The sequence below is a fragment of the Aeromonas sp. CU5 genome, from assembly GCF_002586745.1.
Lineage (GTDB): Bacteria > Pseudomonadota > Gammaproteobacteria > Enterobacterales > Aeromonadaceae > Aeromonas > Aeromonas sobria.
The window spans coordinates 2,689,980-2,715,369 of sequence record NZ_CP023817.1; the positions used below are offsets into that span (position 1 = coordinate 2,689,980).

Consider the following 25,390-nt stretch of genomic DNA (forward strand, 5'->3'; position numbering starts at 1 on the left):
ATCGCCGTTGAGTTGATCCGACCCCGCACTTTTCGGCAAATAGCGTGCCAGCTAGTATTCATATGAACATCCCATATGTCGGAATCAAAAAAGCCCTGAACATCAGGGCTTTCTCATTTTTCCGGCAATCGGGGAGACGTTACTTCGCCACCGGGAACGCATCCTGCTGACGACTGCGGCGCAGATAACGCCGCCACAACGAGAAGCAGCCGTAGCCAAGACTCAGCACCACCGCATAGAGCACCTGAGTGGCGAGGGCCACCAGCACCAGGGCGCAGAGCAACACACTCACCCCCGCCAGCCCCTTGCCGACCCCGCCGAGCAGGCGCCAGCCCGCCGCCATACAGAGCAGGTAGACCAGCACGAAGTTGCCGTTGGCGTAGCGGATCAGCTCATCCAGCGGCAGTCGCAGCCAGATGATCAGGGTGATGCAGAGCAGGCAGATGGCGAGCACCAGAGTGAGCGCCCGCAGCGGCGCGCCGCGAGCAGTGAGCTGCGCCAGCGAGGGAGGCAGCTTGCCTTCTCGCGCCATGCTCCAGATCAGCCGGGCAAAGCCCTGCAGGTAGATGTTGATGCTGGCAAAACAGGAGAGGTAGCCGAGCACCGCCACCAGCCACTTGGCGGTGGGACCAAACAGCAGCGCCAGCAGGGAGGGGATGGCGGTGGCGTTTTTCGCCTCATCGCCGTAGAGACCATATTTGAGCACCACCAGCGAGTGCACCCAGTAGATAAGCCCCGCCAACAGCACTCCGCCGAGCAGGGCGATGGGGTAGTCCCGCTCCGGCCGCTTGAACTCCTCCCCCATATGGGCGAAGGCCTCGAGCCCGACGAAACACCAGAACATCACCGCCAGCGCGGTGGCCATGGCAGGCCACTCGTCCGCGCTCGGCAAGGGCCGCGCTGCATCGCGCCAGCTCACCTCCCCCTTGAACCAGATAAGCAGGGTGAGCCCCAGAATGGCGAGCGCGATCAGCAGTTGCAGGTTGCCGGAGGATCGCGCCCCCCGCAGCCCCAGCAGAAATACCCCGAGCAGGGTGAGCAGCTGGATACCCCACAGGGCCCACTCCCCCATCTCGAACAGGGCGTGCCAGAAACCGGCGGCGATCATCAACGCAGCGGGCAGGCCCACCGGCAGCACCGCCAGAAAGAGAAAGGCAGAGAAGCGCTCGGCGCCGTTGCCAAAAGCGAGGCCAATCAGGTGCGGCGCACCGCCCGCATGAGGATAACGGCGGCCGAGGCGGGCGAAGGTAAAGGCGATGGGCAGCACCAGCGCAATCAGCAACAGCCAGGCCCACAGCGACGCCCCACCCGCCAACGAGGCGGCGGTCGCCGGCACCACGAAGATCCCGGTACCGAGCAGCGAGGTGGCAAGCAGCCCCATCCCCTGCCAGAGCCCGAGATCCTTTTTCAACGCAGACATATCCTTTTGTCCTGACTAAAAAAACATCCCGCCATGTTAGGCCTGCCACGCCCCTTTGTTAAGTACGATGGTTAAGCGCGGTGGCGAAAATATGCAGCCTTTTATTCAGGCTCGGGCTTAGCTTGCAGGGACTCGGCCAGAAAATCCCCCAACAGGGTGATCTTGAGCACCTGCCGGCGCGCCGCCGGATAGATAAAGTAGAGGGTCTTGGCAGGGGGCTGATAGTGGCCAAGCAGCGGGAGCAGACGCCCCGCTGCGATATGGCCTTGCACCTGTTCGGCGGGCTGCAAGGTGATGCCAGCGCCAGCCAGTGCCGCCATTAACAAGGCTGGCCAGTGGTTGATGCGCAGGCGCGAGGCCACCCGCACCTCTTCGTTTTGACCATCCTCGCCGACAAACTGCCAGCGTTCGTGCTCACCCCAGTTGCCGTGCAGGCACTGGTGGTGAGCGAGATCGGCTGGCTGGCGGGGCACGCCGTGCCGGGCTAGGTAGTCGGGGGCGGCGCAGAGGTGGTAGTGCTGGGTCAACAACGGACGGGCAATCAGCGCCTCATCCTGCGGGCGCAGGGTGCGGATTGCGGCATCGAATCCCTCCTCCACCAGATCGACCCAGCGGGGAGTGAGTTGCAGATCCAGATCCAGCTTGGGGTAACGTTCAAGGAAGGCGGGCAGCAGCGGCACCAGCCGGTGGTGGCCAAAGCTGAGGGGGGCGGCGATGCGCAGCCGACCGGCGGGCTCGGCCAGCAGGTTCTGAGTGAGCGATTCGGTCAGCGCCAGCTCCTCCAGCACCCGCTGGCAGCGGGCCAAAAAGAGCTGACCCAGCTCGGTGAGGGTCTGCTGGCGGGTGGTCTTGTGAAACAGCTTCCCCCCCAGCCACTGCTCCAGCCCCAGCATATGTTTGCCCACCATCTGGGCGCTGATCCCCTGCTCACTTGCCACCGCGCTATATGAACCCAGCTCCACCACCCGGGTGAAGATGCGCATGCTGGTCAATCGGTCCAAAACCCCTCCTTTGCCCGCTTTTCAGGGCAATGCGACCCACTGTCGGGCCCCTGATTCACAACTACCAGTTTAGTAAGAAATGGATTTTAGCCAATTTATCCATCCTTTAGTTACCAATAGAGTGATGCAGTACCTCTCCCCACAGGATAAATCCCCATGAAAAGTACCTATCTGGCCGCACTACTGGTCGGTCTGCTTGCCACCGGCACCAGCCAGGCTGCCGAGAGCCGCTTTATCAATACACAACAGAATGCCCCCGTCGCCGCCCCCCTAACCGCAACCCAGGCCCAGCCCGATATCTTCCGGGTCAGCCTGCTCGGCACCGGCACCCCGGTGCCCCAGATCAGTCGCGGCGGTTACAGCACCCTGGTCGAGGCGGGCAACCAGAAGCTGGTGTTCGATTTTGGCCGCAACTCCACCACTCGCCTGTGGCAGCTGCATATCCCCATCGGCCGGGTCAACGCCTTCTTCCTCACCCACTTTCACTCAGACCACACCAACGGGCTGGCGGATCTCTGGCTGACCGGCTGGCTACAACCGGCCTATGGCCAACGCCACGCGCCGATGGCACTTTACGGCCCCAAGGGCACCACAGCCCTCGCCCGTGGCTTGCAACAGGCCTACGCCACCGACATCGCCACCCGGGTCAAGGATGAGGGAACGCCGCTGGACGGGGTGGAGATCAACAGCCACGAGGTCACCGCCGGGGTGGTCTACGACCAGGACGGAGTCAAGGTAACCGCCTTTGACAACGATCACGGGGTCAACATCAAGCCGTCGCTCGGCTATCGCATCGACTACCACGGCCACAGCGTGGTGCTCTCCGGCGATACCCGCTACAGCCCGGAGGTGGTGAAGCAGGCCAAAGGGGCCGATCTGCTGGTGCACTGCGTCTCCATGACCTCTGCCGCCCGGATGAAGGCCAACCCCGGTTACAAAGCGATCGCCGGTCACCTCGCCTCCCCCGAGCAGGCGGCAAGAGTGATGAACGAAGCCAAACCGGCGCTGACGGTGTTCAGCCATATCGGCCTCAACGGCCAGATCTCGGTGAAAGATTTGGCGCAGGATCTGCGTGCCCGCTACACGGGGCCGTTCGTCATCGGCAACGACCTGATGCAAATTGATCTGCCCACTACGGCCTCCGGCAAGGGCTATGCCCTCTGGCAGTCGGAGAACATCGACAACGCCCAGCCCTGAATCCCGGCCATAAAAAAAGCCGCCTCTTGCGAGGCGGCTTCTTCATTCAACTCGGTAACCGGAGTTATCAGGCAATCAGCTTGTAGATGATACCGGACATGGCGATCAGGCCAATCAGGGTCACAAAGCCGTTGCTGATGTTGCCAGCGTATTTGCGCATGGCCGGAACCTTGGTGATGGCGTACATCGGCATCAGGAACAGCAGCATTGCGATGATCGGGCCGCCCAGGTCTTCAATCATGCCGAGGATGCTCGGGTTGATGGTGGCGATAGCCCAGGTGGTCAGAATCATGAACACCGCAGTCACTTTGTTCAGCTGCTTGATGTCAACATTCTTGCCCTTCTCGCGCAGCGCCTTGGCCATCAGGCCGTTCATGCCTTCTTGCGCACCCAGGTAGTGACCCAGGAAGGATTTGCTGATGGCAACCATGGCAATCAACGGAGCCACAGTGGCGATAACCGGGTTGTCGAAGTGGTTGGCCAGGTAGGACAGGATGGAGATGTTCTGTTCTTTGGCAGCAGCCAGGTCAGCCGGGGAGAGGCTCAGTACGCAGCTGAATACGAAGAACATAACGGTCATGACCATCATGACGTGGGCGCCCAGCAGGATGTTGCTGCACTTCTTCTCGGCACCTTCACCGTAACGACCTTTGTTGTCCACCGCGAAGGAGGAGATGATCGGGGAGTGGTTGAAGGAGAACACCATTACCGGGATAGCCAGCCACAGGGTCTTGAGGAAGTCACCGTTGAAGGCGTCAGCCAGCGCTGGAGCTTCAGTGATGATGGTACCGTTCCAGTGCGGGATCAGGTAGAACGCCAGGCCCATCAGGGTGATCACGAACGGGAATACCAGCACGCTCATCGCTTTGACGATAACCTGGCCGCCCAGACGAACAACCGCCATCAGACCGAGGATCAGCGCCAGTGACAGGACGGCACGGGGAGGTGCAGACATGCCCAGCTGGTGAACAATCACGCTCTCGACGGTGTTGGTGATAGCAACCGAATACATCAGTACGATCGGGTAGATGGCAAAGAAGTAGAGCAGGGTGATGAACTTGCCTGCGGTCTTGCCGAAGTGCTCTTCTACTACTTCAGTGATGTCGCCATCACGGGTAGAGCCGGACAGCACGAAGCGGGCCAGACCACGGTGAGCGAAGAAAGTCAGCGGCAGGGCCAGGATCAACATGGCAACCAGCGGCCACAGACCACCTACACCGGCGTTGATTGGCAGGAAGAGCACACCGGCACCGATCGCGGTACCGTACAGACCCAGCATCCAGACCACATCGGCCTTGTTGATGCCGCGGGAAGTGTTGCTGGCTAAACGACCATCAGCTGCAATATTCATGTCAGACATACGTTGTTCCTGTCATCTAGGAAAAATGGGATTCTTGTTTGTTCGGGCTCTCGGCCCGGTTCCATCTCCCTGGAACGCCTGCTGTTCATCCCTCTCATTAACCTCTCGCACCCCGGCAACCTGGCCATCACTCCTTGTGACAACAAGACCGCAACAAACAACAGTGCGAAATTTTGACCCTGAGGGTCAGTGCCCGTCTCGCTTAACAACTGCTTAACGTGCACCACTCTTGATGGGTTGACTCTAATTAAATACCCCTATTAATCACAGCGTTTTTTTGAATTAATCAACCAAAGTTTGATTCGTGTCGCCTTTCGGACGACCAAGATCACATTGCGAATGCCTTGTTGTGAGTTTTTTTTAACAATTCAACTTAGTTTCACTGGAATCAATGGCCTGCGAGCGGCTACATTTTTGCAACAAACCACTCATTGCGCGCGGATTGTGTGCAGCACAGCCTTGGCGTACCCTTGTGGCTCACGCCTTTTTGTTGATTGATGATGACCATTACCCGTACCGATCTCGCCGAACTGGCGGTATTCGCCGCCGTCGCCCGCCACCGCAGCTTCAGCAAGGCCGCCCTCGAACTCGGGGTCTCCGCCTCCGCCATTAGCCACAGCCTGAAGGGACTGGAGGCCAGATTAGGTGTCCGTCTACTCAACCGCAGCACCCGCGCCGTGGTGCCGACCGACGCGGGCCAGCGGCTGCTCAAGCAGTTGTTGCCAACCCTTAACACTCTGGAAGAGGCGCTCAGCGAGCTGGCTCGCAACAGCGACGAGCCGGTGGGCCGGATCAAGCTCTGCGCCCCGCGCGGTGCCATCGACAGCCTGCTGGCACCGGTGCTTATCGACTATCTGCGCCGCTATCCCAGAATGCAGGTGGAGGTGGTGGAGCAGGAGCTGATGCCCCGGCTGATTGAAGATGGGTATGATGCGGCGCTCTTTTATGGCGATCTGCTGCCCAAAGAGATGATCGGCATCCCCCTCGGCTCGCCCCAGCGCTATCTGGTGGTGGGCTCCCCCGCCTATCTGGCGGAACATGGCGCACCGCAGCACCCGAGCGAGCTGAGTCGCCACGCCTGCATCGGCTATCGCCTCACCCCGCACCATCACTATCGCTGGGCCTTTGCCGCCGATGGCAACATGCTGGAGATCGAGGTGACCGGGCCACTCACCACCAGCACCCCGGCCCTCTATCTGGGTGCCGCCGAGGCGGGGCTTGGGCTGGCCTACTGTCTGGAAGAGGAGGTGAGCCAAAAGGTGGCAGAGGGGAAACTGCTCACCGTGCTGGAGCCCTGGTGCCCCATCTTTGCCGGTTTCTACCTCTTCTATCCCAGTCGGCACCAGCTGGGCAGCGGCCTGCGCATCCTGATCGACATGCTCAAGGCTCACTACCAAAACCCCGGATTAGTGAGTAATACTCAGCAATTCATCAAGTGAAACCATGATTATCACCAAATAAGTATTAATCTAGACTAGCTGTTCGATAATTGAGCTCCCCAAGAGAACAGATATGTCTGCCTATTTAACACTGCGGCAACGGGCCATGACCCGCCGCTTCTGGGCTTACGCCCTCCCCTCCATTCTTGCCATGCTGGTCTCGGGGGCCTACTACCTCATCGATGGCATCTTCGTCGGCCACTACGTTGGTGCCGCTGGCCTCGCCGGGATCAATCTGGTCTATCCGGTCATCATGGTGCTGATCGGTCTGGCCGCCATGATCAGCATGGGGGCGGCTACCGCCATCTCCTTCCAGCAAGGGGCGAAAAACGACAAGCTGGCCCGTCAGGCGCTGGTCAATGCCCTCTGGCTGCTGGCAGGACTCGGGGTGCTTGCACCCGCGCTGCTCTATTACACCCACACCGATATCTTGCTGGGACTGGGGATCGAGCAGGGCACCGACACCTGGAAACAGGCGAGCGACTACCTCACCTGGATTGGCGGCGGTACCCTGCTGCTGGCCAGCAATCTGGCGGTGCCCTATCTGCTGCGCAACGATGGCCGCCCGAAGCTGGCGATGGTGCTGGTGAGCAGCGGCGCCGTGCTCAACATCATCCTCAACTACATCATGGTGGGTCGGCTGGGGCTGGGATTGATCGGCACCGCCCAGGCCACCCTGATGGCAGAAGGTATCGTTAGCCTGATCGGCCTTGGCTACTTCTTTACCCCCTGGGCACGGCTGCAACTCGCATGGCGGGATCTGGTGCCCAACCTCCCGGCCATGCCGAACCTGCTCTTTACCGGGCTGCCAAGCCTGATCGCCCAGTTCAACCTCGGCCTGTTGCTGATGCTGCACAACAGCCAGCTGATGGTGTACGGCAATGTGAAGGATCTGGCGGGCTTTACCGTGGCCGGTTACACCGAAGCGGTCTTTATCGTCATCCTGCAAGGGCTGGCCTTCGGCATTCAACCGCTGATCAGCAAGGCGGCAGGGGCCAAGCGCCACCGCGACCTCAAATTCCTGATGGAGATGGGGCTCAAGATCACCTTTATCTACGGCATGCTGGTGTGGCTCACCATCCAACTGCTGCCAAGACAGGTCGCCATGCTCTATACCGGCAATAACGATCCCGAACTGCTGGCCGCCGCCATCAGCAGCCTGACCCTTAACCTCGGCGCCATTCCACTGGAGGGGGTCATCGTATTTGGCATAGTGCTGCTGCAATCCATGGCCCGTACTCGGCAAGCGCTGGTCATCTCCCTCGCTAAAACCCTGCTGCTGCTGCCGCTTATTTTCCTGCTGCCGCAACTGTGGGGCCGTGATGGGGTGTTGATGGCCCAGCCCGCCACCGTGCTGCTGCTGACCCTGCCGCTCTGCTGGCTGCTGTGGCGCGAGTGGCTGCGCCTGAAAGTGGCCTGCGCGCCAAAAGCCAGGCGCCACCCGCAACCGGCCCGTGCGCGCGCCGCCGTCCAGCTGGCCCGTTAAGGCCGCCAATCCCGCGTAGCAATAAAAAACCGGCATCCCTGATGCCGGTTTTTGCTATGTGGGCCGACCTGTCTGCCTGCGCTTATCTACTCAGGCCAGCACTGATGCCAATACTTCTGGCCTGAGCTGGGCCATCAGCCCAGGGTTGTCGGAATAATCCACCGGGATCGCCACCACCGCTGGCCCTTCCACCGCCAGCGCAGCCCGCAGGGTGGCGCGCAGCTCGTCAGCCGAGCGCACCGCGAAACCGGCCGCCCCGAACGATTCGGCATAGCGTTTGAAATCGATAGGGCCAAAGGAGACGCCGGAGGTGCGGCAATACTTCTGCTGCTCCTGCATCGCTACCATGTTGTAGCCGTTATCGACCCAGATGATGTGGACGATATTGCTCTTGAGCCGCACCGCCGTCTCCAGCTCCATGCTCGACTGCATAAAGCTGCCATCCCCCGATACCGAGATCACCTTCTCCCCCGGCCGCACCAGCGCCGCACCGATGGCCCACGGCAGCGCCACTCCCATGGTCTGCTGACCGTTGGAGATAAGCACCTGACGGGCGCGGAAACTGTAGAGGTAGCGGGCAATCCAGATATGGAAGCTGCCCATGTCGACGCAGAGGGTCATGTCATCGCGCACCAGATCCTGCAGCTCGCGCACGATGCGCAAGGGGTGAACCGGATTGCCGTGCAGATCGTCGGCCCGCATCGCCAGTCGCAACCGCTGCTGGCGAACCCCTTGCAGCAGCCGATCCACCTCGGGGGGACGGATTTTCGGATTGCCCATGATGCGGGTCAGCTGCAACAGGTTGGCGCGGATCGACCCCACCAGCTCGGCGGTCGGGCAGTAGCTGCTGTCGATATCGGCAGGCAGCACGTCGATATGGAGGATGCGCCGCTCCCGGTCGCCATTCCACAGCTCGGGGTCGTACTCGATGGGGCTGTAGCCGATGCATATCACCAGATCGGCCCCCGCCAGCAGCTGATCCCCCGGCTGGTTGTTAAAGAGCCCCACCCGCCCGGCAAAGTCATCGAAGTGGCAGCTGTCCACCACCCCGGCGGCCTGATAGGTACCGGTCACCGGCAGCCGCGCCTTGTCGAGGAAGGCGCGCACCGCCTCGGCGGTCGAAGGCCGGCTCGCCATCAGGCCGAGCAGCACCACCGGATTCTGGGCGTTGCGCAGCAGGGTCAATGCCTGCTCCATATTCTGTTCATCGGCACAGCCCGGCTCCGGCACCTCATGGGGCACCAGCACACTTCCCTGCACCGGCTTGTTGATGATGTCCATCGGCAAGCTGACGAACGCCGCCCCCGGCCGTCCCAGCTCGGCGGCGCGAAAGGCGTTGGCCATCACTTCCGAGATTGCCGCCCCGCTGTTGACCTGGGCGCTGAACTTGGTGACCGGACGGCAGAGGTTGACCGTATCCATGCTCTGGTGAGTGAGCTTGAGGCCGTCGGCGCGGCGCACCGCACCGCCCAGCGCCACCATGGGGTCCCCTTCCGAGGTGGCGGTCGCCAGCCCGGTGATCAGGTTCGAGCAACCGGGGCCCGAGGTGACCAGCACCACCCCCGCCTTGCCGGTGAGGCGCCCCACGGCAGCGGCCATAAAGGCGGCGTTCGCCTCGTGGCGGACCACTATGGTCTTGATGGGGGAGTCCACCAGCGCATCGAACACCCGGTCAATCTTGGCACCCGGGATCCCGAACACCTGCTTGACCCCTTGCGCCTCCAGATGGCGCACCACCAGCTCGGCACCACACTTCCACTGTCTGTTTTCCATGATATTGCTCCTTGTGTATCAGCCTTCGGCGGCCTGAATGGCGCGATCGAGATCGGCCGGATTGAGATCGGCCTGACGAAAAGCCGGATCCGCTGGCAGGGCCAGATTGAGGTGACGCACCACCGAGAGTCGCAGGGTGCCGTGGGCCATGGTGTAGTCGAGCAGATGGCCGCCCCCCTGGCGATCAGCGGTGATCATGTGCTCGTGAAATCCCGCCACATTGACCCCCTGCACGAACGGCGGGCAGCGAAAGCCCACCAGGGTGCCCGCCACCGCGGCAAAGCGGAACAGCGGTTGCTGTTCGATGGCTTCCAGCATCGGGCGATAGGGGGGCTCCTGACGCGGCACGGTGCGTACCTTGGCTGTTTCAAACTGGCCGTCGAGGCGCAGGGCGACAAAGACGTTGTCGGAGCCCACCAGCCGATCCACCCACTGGTGGATCTCGTCGCGGCTCAGGGGATGGTCGAAGCGGCGCTCCAGACAGGGGCGAAAATGGGTCATCACCGCGAAGGGGGTCTTCTGATCGGCGCGGGCGGGACGGGCCGAGCCATCGGAGCGCAGCTGGTGGATCTGGCGCTCGAAGGCGATCAGCTCGCCATCGAGGTGGTTGAAGGTGCCAAGGCCAAAGTCACCGTGGCGCAATAGCTCGCTCATGGTGGTCTCCCCTTCGTAGACCCCCGCCAGCAGGGCGCTCATCAGGGAACTCTGGTAGATCTCGCCACCGTCATGCTGCCTGCGCCAGCGGGAAAACTGCTGGCTCACTTCGAGGGCACAGCTGCACCCGGCACTGTCAGATGTTGCAATATGTTCCATTCGGGTTTCACCTCCACCGTGAATCCTGTTAGCGTTCGGATCCAATGGTGACTTGGTTCACATTTCAACACCAATACGCTGACCCCATGACTTTGAGACTCAATCGATATGGAACTTCGTACGCTCCGCTACTTCATGGCCGTTGTTGAAAAGCAGAATTTCACCCGCGCCGCCGAATCACTCAACATGGCCCAACCGCCGCTGAGCCAGCAGATCCGCAAGCTGGAGGAGACCCTCGGCACCCCGCTGCTGCGCCGTTTGACCCGCAGTATCGAGCTGACCGAGGCGGGTGAGAGCCTCTATCGGGATGCGGCGCAGATCCTGGCGCTGGCCGATGGGGCGAAACAGAAGGTAAAGCGGATTGCCCGGGGCGAGCAGGGGGCGCTGCGGATCGGCTTTGCCGGTTCAACCGTGCTCCACCCCGCGGTACTGACCCTGCTGCACGACTATCGGGAGCGCTACCCCGAGGTGGCCCTCAGTCCGCAGGAGGACACCATGCCAGCGCTGGTGGAGGCGCTGCGCAACGATCGACTGGATGCCGCCATCTTGCGGCTGCCCTGCCGTGGCAGCGAGGGGTTTACCCATCACCTTATCGATCAGGAGCCGCTGCTGATTGCGCTGCCGACCAGCCATCCCAAGGCCAGACCGGGCCCCTTGCCACTGGCCAGCCTGAAGGACGAGAGTTTCATTCTGTTCCCCCATGCCATCGGGCCCGGGCTCTATGACGGCATCGTGGCCCTCTGCCGGGAGGCCGGATTCGAGCCGATACTGGGGCCCGAATGCCCGCTGGTGATCTCCACCGTCGGCATGGTGCAGGCGGGCTTTGGGGTGACTCTGGTGCCACGCTCGGTGGCGGCGCTGCGCCCGCTCGGGGTCAGTTATCACCCCATTGCAGGCAACGGCATGATGACCAGCATCAGTCTGGCGACACGGCCGCATCCCGGCAGCGCCGTCCTCCGGCACTTTATCTCCCAGATCCGTGTCGCCCAGATACAACAAGGCCTCCCGAAGGAGGCCCTGTTAAACAAGCTTTAACCGGCCTGATGGCCGACTTGCCTGGCGGTACTGTTTACTTGACGGTACTGCTTATTTGACAGTAATCCGGGCAAACTTGCGTTTGCCAACCTGATAGACGGCAGTACCGGCACCAACCAGTGCCTTGCCATCTTCCAGCTTCTCGCCGTCAACCTTGACCGCGCCCTGCTTGATCATCCGCAGTGCTTCGGAGGTGGTGGCCACCAGATCGGCATCCTTGAGCAAGTTGGCAATAGCCAGCCCTTCCCCTTCCAGCGCCAGCTCGACTTCCGGCATTTCGTCCGGCATGGCGTTCTTGGAGAAGCGCTGGGTGAAATCTTCGTGGGCCGCTTCGGCTGCCGCTGCGTCGTGGTAGCGGGTGATGATCTCTTTGGCCAGCCAGATCTTCACGTCGCGAGGGTTGAGGGTGCCAGCGGCGATGCCTGCCTTGAACTCTTCGATTTCAGCCAGCGGGCGGAAGGAGAGCAGCTCGTAGTAGTTCCACATCAGCACGTCGGTGATGGACATGATCTTGCCGAACATCTCGCCCGGGGCATCGTGTACGCCAATGTAGTTGGCAGCGGACTTGGACATCTTCTTGACGCCATCCAGACCCACCAGCAGCGGCATCATCAGCACGCACTGGGCGGCCATGCCGGCATCTTTTTGCAGCTCGCGGCCCATCAGCAGGTTGAACTTCTGATCGGTACCGCCCAGCTCAACGTCCGCCTTCAGCGCAACCGAGTCATAGCCTTGCAGCAGCGGATAGAGGAATTCGTGAATCGCGATGGATTGGCCGCCGGTGTAGCGCTTTTTAAAGTCGTCGCGCTCCATCATGCGGGCCACGGTCTGCTTGGCCGCCAGCTTGATCATGCCGGTCGCCCCCAGCTCGCCCAGCCAGGTCGAGTTGTACTCGATGCGGGTCTTGGCGGGATCGAGGATCTTGAACGCCTGCTCCGCATAGGTGAGGGCGTTGTGCTTGATGGCCTCTTCGGAGAGCGGCGGACGGGTGCTGTTCTTGCCGGAGGGATCACCCACCATGGCAGTGAAATCGCCGATCAGCAGGATGATCTCGTGACCCAGATCCTGGAAGGTCTTCAGCTTGTTGAGGATCACGGTATGACCCAGGTGAATGTCGGGGGCGGTCGGGTCCATGCCCAACTTGATGCGCAGCGGGCGCCCTTCCTTCAACTTGGCAACAAGTTCTTCTTCAACCAGAATTTCTTCCGCTCCGCGCTTGATCTCGGCTAGCGCCACCTCGAGCTGGGACATTTTTTGACTCTCCAATCACGATTCCACAGGGCCAAACATATTACTGGAATGGCGGGCCAATTGGAAAGGCTGTAAAATCCGTCCATTCTGCCCGATTTCGTCAGCCTCTCATGATCATTTGGAACGCCTTCAACGCTCTTCCCACCTGGCACCGTAAAATGGTGCTGATTTTAAGCATCATGGTGATGATGCTGGCTGCCTGGCCAAGCGAACGGGCGGTTGCAACACGGGTTGATGACAACAGCGGGGAGCTTGCCGCCGAGTCGCAACCGGATGACGCTGACCTGTTGGCACAAACGACCACCCCGCCCAAGCAGCACTACATCACCAAACAGGTGAAGGTGCGCCGTGGCGACAACATGGGGGTGATCTTCCAGCGCATTGGCCTGAGCACCACGGATCTGCACCTGATCGACCAGCTCGACGGCAGCGATCCCCTGCGGATGCTGCAGCCGGGGCAGGAGCTCACCTTCAAACTGACCGAACACGGCGATCTTCAGAGCCTCTATTACCCCCACAGTCTGGAGCAGGCGCTCAAGGTCAGTCGCAAGGCTGATACGTTTCTCGCCCGCAACCTCAAGATTGCCCTCGACACCCGCGAACAGGTGAGCAAGGGGGAGATCCGCTCCAGCTTCTGGGGCGCCGCTGTGGAGGCGGGGATGACCGAAGATCAGATCATGGACTTGGCCGCCATCTTCGGCTGGGACATCGACTTCGCCCAGGATCTGCAGCCGGGAGACAGCTTCCGGGTGGTCTACGAAGACAAGTTCCGCGACGACGAACGGGTCGCCTCCGGCGATATTCTGGCCGCCGAGTTCGTCAACGACGGCGCTATCTATCGCGCCGTGCTCAATAGAGACGGCAACTACTACACCCCGGAAGGCAAGGCGATGCGCAAGAGCTTCCTGCGGGCGCCGGTCAACTTCAAATACATCAGCTCCAACTTCAACCCGCGCCGCCTTCATCCGGTGACCGGCAAGATCCGCCCCCACAACGGCATCGACTATGTGGCGCCGGTGGGCACCCCCATCATGGCGGCGGGTTCAGGCAGCGTGGTGGCCGCCGGTTACAACCAGTTCAACGGCAACTATGTCTTTATCAAGCACGCCGGTAACTATGTGACCAAGTACCTGCACCTCACCAAGCGCACCGTCAACAAGGGGCAGCGGGTGAAACAGGGGCAGACCATCGGCACCCTGGGTGGCACCGGTCGCGTCACCGGCCCGCACCTGCACTATGAATTTGTGGTGGGCGGCATTCACAAGAACCCGCGCACCCTCACCCTGCCGCAGGCCGAAACCCTGAGCGGGCGCGAGCTGGCCAACTTCAAAAAGCTGGCGATGCCGCAACTGGCCAAGCTCGACAACCCCGAGCTGCAACTGGCCCAGAACAAGCGGGATAGTCGTGGCAGATAATCGCGACAGATAGTCGCGGCAACCAAGCGGGCGGCGGGGTGAAGACCCCATCCGCTTATCTCTCTCCCCTGCCCCTTTCTCGGCAACCCTTAATTGAGGAACAACCATGGCTGAACGCTATATAGGTCTGATGTCGGGGACCAGCATGGACGGGATCGATGCCGTGCTGGTAATGATCGACGGGGATGCACTGCGGGTCGAAGCCGCGCTTTGTCACCCCTGGCCGGAAGAGACCGCCCGCGAACTGCACGAACTCTGCACCCCGGGCGACAACGAAATCGACCGCATGGGAGTGGCCGACAAGCAAGTGGCAGAGGAATTTGCTGCCGCCACCCACGCGCTGCTGGCCAAGGCGGGGCTGACCCCCAAAGATATTCGCGCCATCGGCAGCCACGGTCAGACCATCCGCCACCGTCCCCAGCTCGGCTTTACCCTGCAGATCGGCAACGCCGCCCTGCTGGCCGCCCTGACCGGCATCGACGTTATCGCCGATTTTCGCACCATGGACATGGCCCTCGGCGGTCAGGGGGCACCGCTGGTGCCCGCCTTCCATCAGGCGCTGTTTGCCAAACCCGGCGCGCTGCGAGTGGTGTTGAACCTCGGTGGCATCGCCAATATCTCGGTGCTGCCGGGCAACGCGGGCGGAGTGTATGGTTTTGATACCGGCCCCGCCAACACCCTGCTCGATGGCTGGTATCGTCGCCATCAGCCCCACGGCGGCAACTACGACGCCGGTGGTAAGTGGGCCGCCAGCGGCCAGCTTATTCCTGACCTGCTTGGAAAGCTGCTGGCTCACCCCTACTTCACCGCTCCCGCCCCCAAGAGCACCGGACGGGAGATGTTCACCCTCGCCTGGCTCGATGGCGAGCTGGCAGGCAGTGCCTACGCCCCCGTGGATGTGCAGCGCACCCTGCAGGCGCTCACCTGCCACAGCATCGCCCGCCAGCTGCCCGAGCGGCCCGACGCAGTCGGAGCCAGCCAACCGAAAGCCGAGCTGTTTGTCTGTGGCGGCGGTGCCCATAACGCCCCGCTGCTGCAGGAGCTGGCCAGTCTGCTGCCCCATTGGCGCATCGCCAGCACCGCCGAGCTGGGGCTGGCCCCCGACTGGGTGGAAGGCGCCGCATTTGCCTGGCTGGCCATGTGCTTTATCCACCGCAAGCCGGGCAACCTGCCCGCCGTCACCGGCGCCAGCCGTCCGGCCGTGCTGGGAGCCCTCTATCCCGCGGGATAAAGCCTGCCAAGCGCAACCGTATCGCGCCCCATAGACCCGCAACAGCCCCGCTCTGAACAAGATCGGGGCTGTTGCGTTGGATGGCCCGCAATCTCTTTATTGGTTCGGTTTTGTGCTCGGATGTCTGACTGATCGTCCTGATTGGTTTGTTCACTCTGCCCTACCCCACCATGACAATCGCCCACTATTTTTCTGCCTTTTCCATCACGAAAAATGAGGCCCATATTTTTCTGCTGCAATCTCATGGCATATTTCGTCATATATATGACCGGATAAAACCGACCAACATCCGCAGCGATGCTATGACTATCCAATAATTATCAATCTGTCGCTCATGCAAATAGTTGAATTATATTCCAGCCACATCTTTAGCCGTTGCGACATCAATGGCAGCTAGCATATTTTCACGCTGCAAGATAGATGACTAAAAAAACATAAAGTACATATCTATGCACAATAAAATCGTTTGGTGGCAGGGTGACCCATAGCGTTAACCCTTTATTCACAGCCCTGCTCTGCCGTGGCCTGCGCCCCAACCCATGCCCTGACAGGGCTGCCGGTCGATGCAGGGCCATTGGCGGGCGAATGGGCGACTATTCAGGGTGAATTGAATAGCAATCACATTAAATTTGCGAGCATTGAGCCATCTCATAGAAATGAAATCACTGGTTTGCAACCCCTGATGGCCACTCATAGAATCGCAACGTCTGAAATATTCACCCTGTCACCTCCTCTCTTATCCCATTCAGCTATTGAGTGGATCACAAATAATAACCGGGGATGCCGCCGCAGGCAAAATGGCCATGGCGTACAACCAGATGGGGTAAACCTGTACCTGAATTAACAACAAATATTAAAAAGAGGCATATCTATGAGTGGCACCATCATCAAGTCGGCAAGAAATACCACCAATGCGCCCCAGGATCTGGGCCCCTGCACCCAAACGGTGGCCTTCTCTCATTACAACAATATCTCCGCCCAGCTGCCGGTCGATCCCGCCACCGGCAAGATGGTGAGTGGCGATGTCACCGCGCAGGCCAGACAGTGCCTGAGCAACCTCAAGGCGATCATCGAGAGCATCGGCCACGTGATGGACGATATGGTGAAAGCGACCATCTTCCTCAAAGAGATGGCAGATCTGGAGGCGGTCAACGCCGTCTATCGCGAATTCTTCCCGGGTTATCTGCCGACCCGCACCACCCTCGCCGTCGCCGCCCTGCCGCTGGGTGCGCTGGTGCAGATCGATGCCATCATCTCCAACGGCGAAGGCACCTTCCCGCAAGCCCCCTGCGCGCTGGTGAAGCTCGCCCGCAATAGCGACAAGGCGCCGCACAACCCGCTTTCGACCCATACCGTGGCCTTCTCCCACTACAACAATATCGGCGCGCAACTGCCGGTCGAGGCTGCCTCTGGCCAACTGGTCGCCGGTGGTATCAAGGAGCAGGCGGGTCAGTGCCTGCGCAATATCAAAACGGTACTGGAGAGCATCGACGTGCCGTTTGACGATATCGTCAAAGTGAATATCTACCTGACCAGCCTCGCCGATCTGGAGGCCGTCAACGAGGTCTACACCACCTTCTTCCCCGACTCCGCCATTGCCCGCGCCGTGGCCTATCTGCCCGCCCGCTCGGTGGTCAGCGCCGCCGCCCTGCCCATGGGTGCCCGGGTGCAGATGGATGCGGTGATCTCCCACGGTGATGGCACTCCGCCGCAGCTGGTGGAAGACCGTCACAATCTGGTGATCGCTGCCCGCAATACCGACAAGGCACCGCGCAGCCCGCTCCATTGCCAGACTGTCGCCTTCTCCCACTACAACCATCTGACCGCGCAGCTGCCGATCGACCCCACCACTGGCAAGATCCTGGCTGGCTGCGTCAAAGAGCAGACCGCCCAGTGCCTGAGCAATATCAAAGCCATCGTCGAGAGCATCGGCCATGTGATGGACGATATCGTCAAGGTCAATATCCAGCTCGGCAACATCGCCGATCTGGATGCGGTTAACGCCGTCTACACCAAATACTTCCCGGCCTATCTGCCTGCCCGCACCGTATTCGGGGTAAGCGAACTGCCCGCCGGTGCCCTGGTGCAAATTGATGCGGTGATGTCCAACGCGGAAAGTACCCCGCCGCAGGTGTAAGGTTTGTTTTAAATAATAAAAAGAGACCGGCTGATAGCCGGTCTCTTTTTAGGTAATAGGAAGGGGCATTATTTCTATGGCATCGTCTTAAAAAACGCGAACGTCCGATTACGCTTCGCTAATCGAACCTACGTGCTGTTGTATTCTAATTAGATATCTCTACTGCAATTTTTGGTTAAAAACATATGTAAAACCGCTTTTCCCATCAGTACGACAAAAATTCAAGTTATCCAAAGCTACACATATTTCAAAGCTGAGTAACGCAACTAGCTTTTGCTTTGAAGAAGCCAGTGTCATTTTAAATTGCGAGTCATCTACAGCTGATAGCCCCATGAATACAGGATATATAGCACTCCATATATCAAGTGCCTGTGGCATTAACCCATGAATATCAGCGGCAATATTCTTCATATCCATTGAACATAGATCTTCAGGACTACAAAACATAAACTTTCCGTGAAGCACAGCCCTCAGAGGCACATCACCGACTAGTGATTGATCAAGAATATTAGATAACTGCGATGCATAAAACCCAATATCCTCTCGTGCTTGCTGTAAATAATATTGGTTGTTCACCTGTTCCTGTAAACCAACCTGACGGAGTAAAACAAATAGCGTGAGCCCTCCCACTATTGGTGCATATATCCCACCAATTGCTGAACCAAACTCAGCCCAGCGGGAATGTTCATGTGATATCCCACCATTAAAAATATTAACATAAATAAATATAGGGGATATAACTATGATAAAAAGTAAAGCTATGAGAATGCCATTTTTATAGTTGGTATTTAATAGTTTCTTTGTTATCAGCCGAAAACTGTCCATCTTGATCCTTTTATTCATCGCAGTGAATTATTTTGCTATGCCTGAATTTTCATAATCAAGGATAAAAGCTTTTTATATAACAAATCAACACTATTCAAAATCTCTCATTTCAATAAAAACGCCCCCCATCTTGCGATGGGGGGCGTTTATTGACTCAGCGATTGGGCCTAATATTGTTCAGCCCAAGGTGCCGATGGGCATTAAAGGGACTCTGCGGTCGCAACCACGTTTTCCACGGTAAAGCCAAATTCCTTGAACAGCAGCTCGGCCGGAGCAGACTCACCGAAGGTGGTCATACCGATGATCTTGCCGCCGAAACCGACGTACTTGTACCAGTAGTCAGCGATGCCTGCTTCGATGGCCACACGCTTGGTGACGGACATCGGCAGCACGGATGCTTTGTACTCGGCAGACTGGGCGTCGAACACGTCGGTCGCAGGCATGGAGACCACGCGCACGGCACGGCCCTTGGCAGTCAGCTGCTCATAGGCGGCAACAGCCAGTTCCACTTCGGAACCGGTGGCGATCAGGATCAGCTCAGGAGTACCGGCGCAATCCTTCAGCACGTAGCCACCCTTGGCGGTGTCAGCCAGCTGCTGGGCAGTACGGTCCATCTGGGCCAGGTTCTGACGGGAGAAGATCAGCGAAGTCGGGCCGTCAGTACGCTCGATGGCGTGCTTCCAGGCAATCGCAGATTCAACCTGGTCACACGGACGCCAGGTGCTCATGTTCGGGGTCAGACGCAGGGAGGCGATCTGCTCAACCGGCTGGTGAGTCGGGCCATCTTCACCCAGACCGATGGAGTCGTGGGTATAAACGAAGATGGAACGCTGCTTCATCAGGGCGGCCATGCGCAGGGCGTTACGGGCATACTCCATAAACATCAGGAAGGTGGCGCCGTAGGGGATGAAACCACCGTGCAGAGCGATACCGTTCATGATGGCGGACATGCCGAACTCGCGCACGCCGTAATGGATGTAGTTGCCTGCCGCGCTCTCTGGAGTCAGAGACTTGGAACCGGACCACATGGTCAGGTTGGACGGAGCCAGGTCGGCAGAACCGCCCATGAACTCCGGCAGCAGCTTGCCGAACGCTTCCAGCGCGTTTTGAGACGCTTTACGGGTGGCGATCTTGGCCGGGTTGGCTTGCAGGGTTTCGATGATCTTGGCAGATTCGGCAGCCCAGTTAGCTGGCAACTCGCCAGTGGTACGGCGCTTGAATTCGGCAGCCAGGGTCGGGTGAGCGGCAGCATAGGCGGCGAACTTGGCATCCCAGTCGGCTTCCAGCGCAGCGCCTTTCTCCTGACCGTTCCACTCGGCAGCGATATCAGCCGGGATAACGAACGGGGCGTGGTCCCACTTCAGGAAGGCGCGCGCAGCGGCGATCTCGTCGTTGCCCAGCGGTGAGCCGTGGCAGTCGTGAGAGCCGGACTTGTTCGGTGAACCGTAACCGATGATGGTGCGGCAGCAGATCAGGGTCGGCTTGCCGGTCTCGGCCTTGGCGGCTTCGATGGCGGCATTGAGCGCTTCCGGGCTGTGACCGTCAACATCTGCGATCACGTGCCAGCCGTAGGCTTCGAAACGCTTGGGGGTATTGTCGGTGAACCAGCCTTCAACGTGACCGTCGATGGAGATACCGTTGTCATCCCAGAATGCAATCAGCTTGCCCAGTTGCAGGGTACCTGCCAGGGAGCACGCTTCGTGGGAGATACCTTCCATCAGGCAGCCGTCGCCCATAAAGGCGTAGGTGAAGTGGTCAACGATGTCGTGACCCGGCTGGTTGAACTGCTCAGCCATGGCCTTCTCGGCGATCGCCATACCCACAGCATTGGTGATGCCCTGACCCAGCGGGCCAGTGGTGGTCTCGATGCCCGGCGCATAACCGTACTCAGGGTGACCCGGGGTGCGAGAGTGCAGTTGGCGGAAGTTTTTCAGATCGTCGATGGAGAGGTCATAACCGGAGAGATGCAGCAGGGAGTACAGCAGCATGGAGCCGTGACCGTTAGACAGGATGAAACGGTCGCGGTCGGCCCACTTGGGGTTGTTCGGGTTATGCTTGAGGTGGCTGCGCCACAACACTTCGGCGATATCCGCCATTCCCATGGGGGCGCCCGGGTGACCGGAGTTGGCTTTTTGAACGGCATCCATACTCAATGCGCGAATGGCATTGGCAAGCTCTTTACGAGAAGGCATCTGTATCTCCTGCGATTGCTTCATTTGATGGCCAAGATTAAGGCGCGTTATTGTCCCAGCAGGGGGCGCGGCGTGCAAATACTATCTGGACGAATAAAGTGGCTTTGGGAGGACAATCGCTTTTCTTGGGCCCTGCAGGCCAAAGAGAACAACGGCAAACGTTTGATTTCCATCCCCTTGGGGATAGGAAGGAGCCATTAGTAACCCAGCCGCGGCCGCACGACAAAATAGTGCTGGCAATCGGGTGGGGCGCTAATTAAAATAGACGTCCAGATGTAGATACCTCTACACCATCCTATTCACCCGGTTATTGCTGTGGCGATAACCCAGACAAGCTGAGACTCCCATCATGGCAAAGCTGTTTACTTCCGAGTCGGTCTCCGAAGGCCACCCAGACAAGATTGCGGACCAGATCTCCGATGCGGTACTGGACGCCATCCTCAAGCAAGATACCAAGGCCCGTGTTGCCTGTGAGACCCTGGTCAAGACCGGCATGGTCATGGTGGCCGGTGAAGTAACCACCTCTGCCTGGGTTGATATCGAAGAGATCGTGCGTGATACCGTACGTGAAATCGGCTACACCCACTCCGACATGGGCTTCGACGCTGACTCTTGCGCCGTGCTGAACGCCATCGGCAAGCAGTCACCGGACATCAATCAGGGTGTTGACCGCCGTGATCCGCTGGAGCAGGGCGCCGGTGACCAGGGCCTGATGTTCGGCTACGCCACCAACGAAACCGACGTGCTGATGCCCGCCCCCATCACCTACTCTCACCTGCTGGTGAAGCGTCAGGCTGAAGTGCGCAAGAACGGCACCCTGCCGTGGCTGCGTCCGGATGCCAAGAGCCAGCTGACCTTCGCCTACGATGACGCCGGCAAGATCATTGGTGTCGATGCCGTGGTGCTGTCTACCCAGCACGCCGAGTCCATCAGCCACAAAGATCTGGTTGAAGCGGTACGTGAAGAGATCATCAAGCCGGTGCTGCCGGCAGAGTGGGTCACCAAAGACACCAAATACTTCATCAACCCGACCGGCCGTTTCGTTATCGGCGGCCCAATGGGTGATTGCGGTCTGACCGGTCGCAAGATCATCGTCGACACCTACGGCGGCATGGCCCGTCACGGTGGTGGCGCTTTCTCCGGTAAGGATCCGTCCAAGGTTGACCGCTCCGCTGCCTACGCTGCCCGCTACGTTGCCAAGAACATCGTTGCTGCCGGTCTGGCCGATCGTTGTGAAATCCAGATCTCCTACGCCATCGGCGTGGCCGAGCCGACCTCCATCAGCGTCGAAACCTTTGGTACTGCCAAGGTCGCCGAGGATCTGCTGGTCAAGCTGGTACGCGAGCACTTCGAACTGCGTCCGTATGGCCTGATCGAGATGCTGGATCTGAAGCGTCCGATCTACCAGGCCACTGCCGCCTACGGTCACTTCGGTCGCGAAGAGTTCCCGTGGGAGCAGACCGACAAGGCCGAGCTGCTGCGCTCCGCTGCTGGCTTGTAACAGTCGCCAGTTGTGATAAAAGGGGAGCCTGGCTCCCCTTTTGCTTTTCCGTTACCCGCCGAGATGTTGATGAACGCCACTCCTGCCCAGCTTGTCGCCCTGCTGCAACAACGCGTAGAAGCCTGTTTTGTGCAGGCCGAGGCGCGCCTTGACCGCAGCTTTGCCCGCCCGCGGATCTACTGCAATATGCGGGGCCGGGCAGCGGGTTCGGCGCGGCTGCAAACCTGGGAGCTGCGCTTCAACCCCGCCCTCTATCAGGCCAATCAACAGGCGTTTCTGGCTGAGGTGGTGCCCCACGAGGTGGCCCATCTGCTGGTTTATGCCCTGTGGGGCGACGGCCGCGGCAAAAACCGGGTCTTGCCCCACGGCACCCAGTGGCAATCGGTGATGCGAGAGGTGTTCGGCCTTGAGCCCAGAACCACCCACAGCTTCGATCTGGCGGTACTGGCGCAGCGCACCATTCCCTATCGCTGTCACTGCCAGCAGCATCAGCTCTCGATCCGCCGCCACAACAAGGTGGTGCGTGGCGAGGCCCGCTACCACTGCCGCCGCTGCAAACAGCCGCTGGCGCAGGAACGACCGGAGCCAGCCGTCACCCGATAAGCCAACTTGTGTCGCGCCCCCGCGCCAGGGGCGGCTCGTTTCATCCACCTATTTTCTTGCCAAGGATCTTCATGTTTCGCCCCCTGCTATCGTTCGCCCTGACCCTGTTGGCCGGTTTGCCGCTGCTCAGTGCTCCCCTCCATGCCCAGACCTTTCGCTCCGCCAAACAGGATCTGGTCAAGCTCTATCAAACCAACCCCGCGGTTACCACCTTCTACTGCGGCTGTGACATCAACTATCAGGGCAAGAAGATGAGCCCGGATCTGGCCAGTTGCGGCTATGAGCCGCGCAAGCAGCCCAAGCGCGCCGCACGCATCGAGTGGGAACACATAGTCCCCGCCTGGGAATTCGGCCACCAGTTGCAGTGCTGGCAGGATGGTGGTCGCAAAAACTGCGGCAAGAGCGACGAATTCAATCAGATGGAGGGGGACATGCACAATCTGGTGCCCGCCATCGGTGAAGTGAACGGCGATCGGGCCAACTTCCGTTTTTCTGACTGGAACGGCAAACCGGATCAGTACGGCCAGTGCCAGATGCTGGTGGATTTCAAGGACCGTCGGGTGCAGCCGCCCAAGGGGCCGGTACGGGGCCAGATCGCCCGCGCCTACCTCTATATGAGCCAGCAGTATGGGCTGCGTCTGGCAGCGCAACAGCGTAAACTGTTCGAAGCTTGGGACAGACAATACCCGGCAGACGGCTGGGAGTGCGAGCGCAACCGCCGCATCGGCAAGCTGCAAGGCAATACCAATCCCTTTATTGAAAAGCAGTGCCAATAACCCCACCTATGGGCACAAGGGATTTAAAATCCCTCTTCTTGAACCAGAGACTGACACTTAGCCATGCGCATTCCACGTATCTATGAAGCGGCCGCCATGCAGGCTGGCCAGACCATCGCCCTGTCAGAAGACGGCGCCAACCACATCGGCCGGGTACTGCGCATGCAGCCGGGCCAGCAGCTCGAGCTGTTCAATGGCGATGGCAATCAATATCCCGCCACTATCGCCAGCGTCGGCAAAAAGTCGGTGGAGGTGACCATCGACCGCTGCGACGCCCAATCGGTGGAGTCCCCCTTCGCCATCCATCTGGGTCAGGTGATCAGCCGTGGCGACAAGATGGACTTCACCATCCAGAAATCGGTGGAGCTGGGCGTCACCTGCATCACCCCGCTCTTCTCCGAGCGTTGCGGCGTCAAGCTGCCAGCCGATCGGCTGGAGAAAAAGCGCGAGCAGTGGCAAAAAGTGGTGATCAGTGCCTGCGAACAGTGCGGCCGCAACGTGGTGCCAGAGGTACGCATGCCGATGGAGCTGGATGCCTGGCTGGCCGAAGAGACCAAAGAGCTCAAGCTCAACCTGCACCCCCGTGCCGAGTACAGCATCAACACCCTACCCGTTCCCGAGCATGGCGTGCGCTTGCTGATTGGCCCGGAAGGGGGATTGTCGAGCGACGAGATCGCCCGTACCGTGCAGGAAGATTTCAAAGAGATGCTGCTGGGGCCGCGGGTGCTGCGCACCGAAACCGCCGCCCTGACTGCGATTACTGCGCTGCAGTGTCGATTCGGCGATCTCGCTTAGTACCTGCGGGCAGCGTCGATAAGCCGCGTGGCGGTATCGAATGATGGCAGCCTCAAACGGCCGATTACGCTTCGCTAATCGACCCTACAACCCAATCGAGCCATTAAGAAGGATATTCGGATGACCATTAAACTCGGCATCGTGATGGACCCCATCTCGGCCATCAACATCAAGAAAGATTCCAGCTTTGCCATGCTCGAAGAGGCGCAAAAGCGCGGCTATGAGCTCTTCTATCTGGAGATGTCTGATCTCTATATGGAAGCCGGTCGCGCCTTTGGCACCATGCGCCCGCTGACCATCAAATATGACTATGCCGACTGGTACAGCCTGGGCGAGGTGGTGGATCAGCCCCTCTCCAACCTCGATGTGATCCTGATGCGCAAGGATCCGCCGTTCGACACCGAATTTATCTACGCCACCTACATGCTGGAGCGGGCCGAGGATGAGGGTTGCCTTATCGTCAACAAGCCCCAAAGCCTGCGCGATGCCAACGAGAAGCTCTACACCGCCTGGTTTGCCGAGCACACCCCGACCACGCTGGTAACTCGCCGCGCTGACAAGCTGCGCGCCTTCCATGCCCAGCACAAGGATGTGATCCTCAAACCGCTGGACGGCATGGGCGGCGCCTCCATCTTCCGCATGAAGGAAGATGACGCCAACGTCGGCGTGATTATTGAAACCCTGACTGAACATGGCAGCCAGTACTGCATGGCCCAGACCTATCTGCCCGCCATCAAGGATGGCGACAAGCGGGTGCTGGTAGTGGACGGTGAACCGGTTCCCTACTGCCTCGCGCGCATTCCGGCGCAAGGGGAGACCCGTGGCAATCTGGCGGCCGGTGGCCGTGGTGAGGCGCGTCCCTTGAGCGAAGCCGACTGGGCCATCGCCCGTGCGGTGGGTCCTGCCTTGAAAGCGAAGGGCCTGATCTTCGTCGGCCTCGACATCATCGGCGATCGGCTGACCGAGATTAACGTCACCAGCCCAACCTGTATCCGCGAGATTGAAGCGGCCTTCGATGTGCACATCACCGGCATGCTGATGGACGCCATCGAGCGCCGACTGGCGAAAGCCTGAGCCAGCAACGGCTAAATCGGCACTATCGTTATCTATACAATCGTTAATGAACAGAGGCGGCCCATG

General features: G+C 59.8%; 20 protein-coding genes. 12 read left to right on the forward strand and 8 right to left on the reverse strand.

Annotated features, from left to right (window positions below):
• Nucleotides 1–139: 139 nt before the first annotated feature.
• Entirely contained in the window at nucleotides 140–1,420 is a 1,281-nt protein-coding gene (gene yjeH / locus CK911_RS11770; RefSeq protein WP_098970137.1) for an L-methionine/branched-chain amino acid transporter, read from the reverse strand.
• A gap of 101 nt (nucleotides 1,421–1,521) precedes the next feature.
• Nucleotides 1,522–2,421, reverse strand: a complete 900-nt coding sequence (locus CK911_RS11775; protein WP_098970140.1) for a LysR family transcriptional regulator — start codon at nucleotides 2,419–2,421, stop codon at nucleotides 1,522–1,524.
• 156 nt (nucleotides 2,422–2,577) lie between these two features.
• Between CK911_RS11775 and CK911_RS11780 the strand changes: the two genes are divergently transcribed.
• Complete coding sequence (locus CK911_RS11780; RefSeq protein ID WP_098970142.1) at nucleotides 2,578–3,618, forward strand: MBL fold metallo-hydrolase; 1,041 nt, start codon at nucleotides 2,578–2,580, stop codon at nucleotides 3,616–3,618.
• 67 nt (nucleotides 3,619–3,685) lie between these two features.
• On the opposite strand, the gene CK911_RS11785 is transcribed toward CK911_RS11780, so the two are convergent.
• The gene (locus CK911_RS11785) at nucleotides 3,686–4,978 is read right to left on the reverse strand and encodes an HAAAP family serine/threonine permease (RefSeq protein WP_068978773.1); all 1,293 of its coding nucleotides are present in this window, start codon (nucleotides 4,976–4,978) and stop codon (nucleotides 3,686–3,688) included.
• 500 nt (nucleotides 4,979–5,478) lie between these two features.
• On the opposite strand from CK911_RS11785, the gene CK911_RS11790 reads away from it, so the two are divergent.
• Together CK911_RS11790 and CK911_RS11795 are read left to right on the forward strand one after the other, a co-directional pair.
• On the forward strand, nucleotides 5,479–6,417 hold the full coding sequence (locus CK911_RS11790) for a LysR family transcriptional regulator (RefSeq protein ID WP_098970145.1): 939 nt from the start codon (nucleotides 5,479–5,481) through the stop codon (nucleotides 6,415–6,417).
• A gap of 73 nt (nucleotides 6,418–6,490) precedes the next feature.
• Complete coding sequence (locus CK911_RS11795; RefSeq protein WP_098970146.1) at nucleotides 6,491–7,903, forward strand: MATE family efflux transporter; 1,413 nt, start codon at nucleotides 6,491–6,493, stop codon at nucleotides 7,901–7,903.
• Nucleotides 7,904–7,993: 90 nt separating this feature from the next.
• Here CK911_RS11795 and alsS read toward each other — a convergent pair whose 3' ends face one another.
• A complete protein-coding gene (gene alsS / locus CK911_RS11800) occupies nucleotides 7,994–9,676 on the reverse strand; it encodes an acetolactate synthase AlsS (RefSeq protein WP_098970147.1) in 1,683 nt (560 codons plus the stop codon).
• Between the two features lie 18 nt (nucleotides 9,677–9,694).
• The gene (budA, locus tag CK911_RS11805) at nucleotides 9,695–10,489 is read right to left on the reverse strand and encodes an acetolactate decarboxylase (protein WP_098970148.1); all 795 of its coding nucleotides are present in this window, start codon (nucleotides 10,487–10,489) and stop codon (nucleotides 9,695–9,697) included.
• Nucleotides 10,490–10,597: 108 nt separating this feature from the next.
• On the opposite strand from budA, the gene CK911_RS11810 reads away from it, so the two are divergent.
• Nucleotides 10,598–11,524, forward strand: a complete 927-nt coding sequence (locus CK911_RS11810) for a LysR substrate-binding domain-containing protein (protein ID WP_098970149.1) — start codon at nucleotides 10,598–10,600, stop codon at nucleotides 11,522–11,524.
• Between the two features lie 51 nt (nucleotides 11,525–11,575).
• Here CK911_RS11810 and tyrS read toward each other — a convergent pair whose 3' ends face one another.
• Nucleotides 11,576–12,775, reverse strand: coding sequence for a tyrosine--tRNA ligase (gene tyrS / locus CK911_RS11815; RefSeq protein ID WP_042020460.1), 1,200 nt, complete (start codon nucleotides 12,773–12,775; stop codon nucleotides 11,576–11,578).
• A gap of 110 nt (nucleotides 12,776–12,885) precedes the next feature.
• Between tyrS and CK911_RS11820 the strand changes: the two genes are divergently transcribed.
• The 3 genes from CK911_RS11820 (at nucleotide 12,886) to CK911_RS11830 (ending at nucleotide 17,558) form a co-directional block, all read left to right on the forward strand.
• Entirely contained in the window at nucleotides 12,886–14,190 is a 1,305-nt protein-coding gene (locus tag CK911_RS11820; protein ID WP_098970150.1) for a peptidoglycan DD-metalloendopeptidase family protein, read from the forward strand.
• Between the two features lie 106 nt (nucleotides 14,191–14,296).
• Nucleotides 14,297–15,421 carry an anhydro-N-acetylmuramic acid kinase gene (locus CK911_RS11825; protein WP_098970151.1) on the forward strand — a complete coding sequence of 375 codons (1,125 nt, stop codon included), beginning with the start codon at nucleotides 14,297–14,299 and terminating at the stop codon, nucleotides 15,419–15,421.
• An 871-nt stretch (nucleotides 15,422–16,292) separates the two neighbouring features.
• Complete coding sequence (locus CK911_RS11830) at nucleotides 16,293–17,558, forward strand: RidA family protein (RefSeq protein WP_098970152.1); 1,266 nt, start codon at nucleotides 16,293–16,295, stop codon at nucleotides 17,556–17,558.
• Nucleotides 17,559–17,717: 159 nt separating this feature from the next.
• Here the strand turns inward: CK911_RS11830 and CK911_RS11835 are convergent, their stop codons facing one another.
• Nucleotides 17,718–18,383 carry a hypothetical protein gene (locus CK911_RS11835; RefSeq protein ID WP_098970153.1) on the reverse strand — a complete coding sequence of 222 codons (666 nt, stop codon included), beginning with the start codon at nucleotides 18,381–18,383 and terminating at the stop codon, nucleotides 17,718–17,720.
• A 200-nt stretch (nucleotides 18,384–18,583) separates the two neighbouring features.
• Nucleotides 18,584–20,575 carry a transketolase gene (gene tkt, locus CK911_RS11840; RefSeq protein WP_068977976.1) on the reverse strand — a complete coding sequence of 664 codons (1,992 nt, stop codon included), beginning with the start codon at nucleotides 20,573–20,575 and terminating at the stop codon, nucleotides 18,584–18,586.
• 349 nt (nucleotides 20,576–20,924) lie between these two features.
• On the opposite strand from tkt, the gene metK reads away from it, so the two are divergent.
• The 5 genes from metK to gshB all read left to right on the forward strand — a co-directional run bounded on the left by metK (nucleotide 20,925) and on the right by gshB (nucleotide 25,324).
• Nucleotides 20,925–22,076 (forward strand): methionine adenosyltransferase, encoded by a 1,152-nt coding sequence (gene metK, locus CK911_RS11845; protein WP_042020452.1) that lies wholly within the window; start codon nucleotides 20,925–20,927, stop codon nucleotides 22,074–22,076.
• A gap of 69 nt (nucleotides 22,077–22,145) precedes the next feature.
• Entirely contained in the window at nucleotides 22,146–22,679 is a 534-nt protein-coding gene (locus tag CK911_RS11850; protein WP_098970154.1) for a SprT family zinc-dependent metalloprotease, read from the forward strand.
• A 71-nt stretch (nucleotides 22,680–22,750) separates the two neighbouring features.
• Complete coding sequence (locus tag CK911_RS11855; RefSeq protein ID WP_068977978.1) at nucleotides 22,751–23,455, forward strand: endonuclease; 705 nt, start codon at nucleotides 22,751–22,753, stop codon at nucleotides 23,453–23,455.
• A gap of 63 nt (nucleotides 23,456–23,518) precedes the next feature.
• Entirely contained in the window at nucleotides 23,519–24,250 is a 732-nt protein-coding gene (gene rsmE, locus CK911_RS11860) for a 16S rRNA (uracil(1498)-N(3))-methyltransferase (RefSeq protein WP_042020449.1), read from the forward strand.
• A 120-nt stretch (nucleotides 24,251–24,370) separates the two neighbouring features.
• On the forward strand, nucleotides 24,371–25,324 hold the full coding sequence (gene gshB, locus CK911_RS11865; protein WP_098970157.1) for a glutathione synthase: 954 nt from the start codon (nucleotides 24,371–24,373) through the stop codon (nucleotides 25,322–25,324).
• Nucleotides 25,325–25,390 lie beyond the last annotated feature (66 nt).